This is a genomic window from Actinomycetota bacterium (genome assembly GCA_005774595.1).
Taxonomy (GTDB): domain Bacteria; phylum Actinomycetota; class Coriobacteriia; order Anaerosomatales; family D1FN1-002; genus D1FN1-002.
This window is the reverse complement of the sequence record VAUM01000219.1, coordinates 1-3,358: the sequence shown is the minus strand read 5'-3', so window position 1 is coordinate 3,358 and position 3,358 is coordinate 1. Positions and strand designations below refer to the sequence as shown.

General features: G+C 72.9%; 4 protein-coding genes. 2 read left to right on the top strand and 2 right to left on the bottom strand.

Features of this window, described 5'->3' with window-relative positions; translation table 11 throughout:
- Together FDZ70_08180 and FDZ70_08175 are read right to left on the bottom strand one after the other, a co-directional pair.
- On the bottom strand, window positions 1–638 hold a 638-nt coding region (locus FDZ70_08180), incomplete at its 3' end, for a quinate 5-dehydrogenase (protein ID TLM72823.1).
- Entirely contained in the window at window positions 631–1,395 is a 765-nt protein-coding gene (locus tag FDZ70_08175) for a type III pantothenate kinase (protein ID TLM72822.1), read from the bottom strand. The genes FDZ70_08180 and FDZ70_08175, both read right to left, overlap by 8 nt.
- 114 nt (window positions 1,396–1,509) lie before the next feature.
- On the opposite strand from FDZ70_08175, the gene FDZ70_08170 reads away from it, so the two are divergent.
- Window positions 1,510–2,223 (top strand): response regulator transcription factor, encoded by a 714-nt coding sequence (locus FDZ70_08170; GenBank protein TLM72821.1) that lies wholly within the window; start codon window positions 1,510–1,512, stop codon window positions 2,221–2,223.
- Window positions 2,224–2,235: 12 nt separating this feature from the next.
- A partial coding sequence (locus FDZ70_08165) for a HAMP domain-containing protein (protein ID TLM72820.1) occupies window positions 2,236–3,358 on the top strand: 1,123 nt, incomplete at its 3' end.

Below are 3,358 nucleotides of genomic sequence, written 5' to 3'. Positions count from 1 at the left end.
GGGTCTGCGTGCATGCCGCCCGGTTCCGGACGCGCGTGGTCGCTGCGGTCCGGATGCCGCCACGTCAGCGGCATGAGCGAGATGACGGGCCCGAGCGCGCGCACGTTGCGCTCGATCGCCTCCCGGCCGCACACTGGGGCGCCCGCGCGCAGCGCGAACAGCCGGTCCGCGGCCGCGACCTCGCACCCGGCGTCGAGGAAGCCTTCGGTCATCCCCCAGCGGTCCGCCGCGGAGCAGACGAGGACACGCTTGCCCGCCAGCTCCAGGCCGAGATCCTCGGCCATGACGCGGACAACGTCGGCCTCCACCGCGCCCTTCAGTCCGCTGCCGTCCACGAGCGGAGTCTCGCGGCACGCTCGTGCGAAGCGCCTCCCGTTGCGCAACCACCACGTGCGGCCCGCGGCCGACATCGACATGTTCGCGCCGCCCAAGCCGAGGGCGTCCACCTCGCCGTCCAGCTCCTCGAGGAGCGACACCGCGCGCGAGACGTCGCCGCCGGTGCCGATGCGCCGCACGTGGAAGCGCTCGCCGAACAGGTCGAGCTCGACCTCGTGGTCGCGCTTCGACGAGCCGAGGCTCACGCTCACGACGGTCTTCACCGAGGCCGCCGAACGCAGCGCCGGAGCCTCATCACGCATTCCGCTCGTACACGATCGCGAGTCCACGCAGCGTCAGGTCGGGGTCGGCCTCGGCGACGGTCTCGCACAGCGGTGTCATGCGCGCCGCCAGGCCGCCGGTCGCGATCACCGGGCACTCGGTGCCGATCTCGGCCCAGCAGCGGCGGACGAGCCCGTCCACCATCGCCGCCTCACCGAGCAGCAGTCCCGACTGCACGCTCTCGCGGGTGTTGCTGCCGATCGCCTTGCCCGGCGGCTCGAGATCGACCTTGCTCAGCCTCGCCGCCGCCTCGAAGAGCGCCTCGGCACTCGTCTCCACGCCCGGAGCGATCGCGCCGCCGATGTAGGCGCCCGACGCATCCACCACGTCGATGGTCGTCGCGGTGCCGAAGTCCACCACGATCACGGGCGCGCCGCACCGCTCGACCGCCGCCAGAGCGTTGACGATGCGGTCGGCGCCGACCTCCCGGGGGTCGTCGTAGCGGATCTTCAGGCCCGTCTTCAGGCCCGGGCCGACCACCATCGGCGAGCGCCCGGTGGCCGACTCGGCCATCTGCTCGAACGCGCCGGTCAGCGCCGGCACGACCGACGCGACGACGACCCGCTCCACGTCGCCCCAGTCGCGGCCCGCGACCAGCATCAGCCCGCCCACCTTCACCCGCAGCTCATCACTGGTGAGCGACGCGTCGGTCGAGACGCGCCAGTGCTCGATCAGCTCCCGGCCGTCGAACAGCCCCAAGACCGTCTGGGTGTTGCCGACGTCTATGGCCAAGAACATGCGCGCCCCTTCGCGGTGACGGAACGGTGACGAGGCGCGCCGCGACCGCGGAGCCCCGCACACCCGATGCTATCATCGGGCACGCCGCCACGCACGGTGAACGGAGGAGTCCCGATGACAGGCAGCGCCCCGAGGGTCCTCGTCGTCGACGACGAGGCGGCCATCACCGACCTGGTCTCGTTCAACCTGCGCCGCGAAGGGTACGAGGTGGACTGCGCGGCGGACGGCGACTCCGCGCTGCGCATGTCCGATGAGCACCCCTACGACCTCGTCATCCTCGACATCATGCTTCCCGGCCTCGACGGCTACGAGGTCTGCCGCCGGCTGCGCGCCGCCGGCGAAGTGCCGGTGTTGTTCCTGTCGGCTCGCGATACGGAACTCGACAAGGTCGTGGGGCTCGAGATCGGCGGCGACGACTACCTCGCCAAGCCCTTCGGTATCCGCGAGCTGCAGGCCCGCGTGCGCGCCCTCCTCCGCCGGTCGGCCGGTGCGCGCACGGGCGATGGCGCCACTGCCGGAGGCTCGCCGATCACCGCATCCGGGATCACGCTGGACGAGGACGCACACGAGGCCGTCTACGGCGAGAAGCGCACCCCCATCGACCTCACGCCGCGCGAGTTCGAGCTGCTCGCCTGCCTCATGCGCCACGCCGGCAAGGTACTCGGCCGCGAGCAGCTGCTGCGGCAGGCCTGGGGCTGGGAGTACCTCGTCGAGACGAAGACCGTCGACACCCATGTCAAGCGCCTGCGCGACAAGCTCGAGGCCGCCGGCGCCGACCCCGGCCTCGTCGAGACCGTCCGCGGCTACGGCTACCGCATCGCCCCGTAGGGCGCGCCCGCGATGCCGACGTCGATCCGCACCCGGCTGCTCGCGTCGTTCCTCGCGGTCGCGATGCTGTCGGCCGCGGGGCTGTCCCTGTACTTCCTCGGCGAGCTGGAGTCGTTCGCCCTGCGCAAGCTCGAGGAGCGCCTCTACACCGAGGCGCGGCTGACCGCGGCGCTCGTCGCGCCGGCGTTCCGACACTCGGGCGCGGAACCGTCGGCGACGCTCGAGACGAGCGAGACCGCGGATCTCGGCGACGCTCTGGTCGGCGCAGGCGGCGACCTCTCGTCGCGAGTCCGCGTGCTCGACGTGCAGGGCCGCACCCTGGCGGACTCCACCGGCGAGCCCGTCGGGACCGACCACTCCGGCTCGCCCGAGGTGGCCGAGGCGCTCATGGGACCGTACGGAGCGGACACGCGCGTGCTCGAGGACGGCCGCGTCGCGCTCTACGTCGCGGTGCCGGTGCGCGTCTCGGGACGCGTCGCCGCGATCGCGACCGCGTCGGCCACCACCTTCTCCATCCGCACCCTCATCTGGAGCTACCGCTTCAAGCTCGGCGTGCTGGCGCTCGTGTTCGTCGTCGTCGCGCTCGCGGCGGCCGAGATGCTCGCACGGTGGCTCGCCCGCCCGCTGTCGGACCTCGCGGCCACCGCCGACGCCTTCCCCGCCGACCACTCCGTCCGCGCCACACCGTCCGGCTCGCGGGAGACCCGCGCGGTCGCCGAGGCGTTCAACGCGATGGCCGGTCAGGTCGAAGGCGTGGTGACCGAGCTGCGCGGCGAGGAGCAGCGCAAGAGCCGCTTCGTCTCCGACGTCAGTCACGAACTGCGCACGCCGCTCACGGCCATCCGCGGCGCCGCCGAGACACTTGCCGAGGGCGACGTACCGCCCGCGGACGCCGACCGGTTCCTCGCCACGATCATCGCGGAGTCGGACCGGCTCACGCGGCTGACGAGCGACCTGATGACGCTGCAGCGCATCGAGGGCGCCACGGGCGAGCTGCCGCTGCACCGGCTCGACCTCGCCGAGGTCGCGCGGCGCGCGGTGGGCGCGCTCGAGCCGCTCACCGGCTCGCGCGGCGTGGCGGTCGAAATCTCCGGCTCCGCACCCGCGGTCCTCGGCGACCCGGACCGCATCCAGC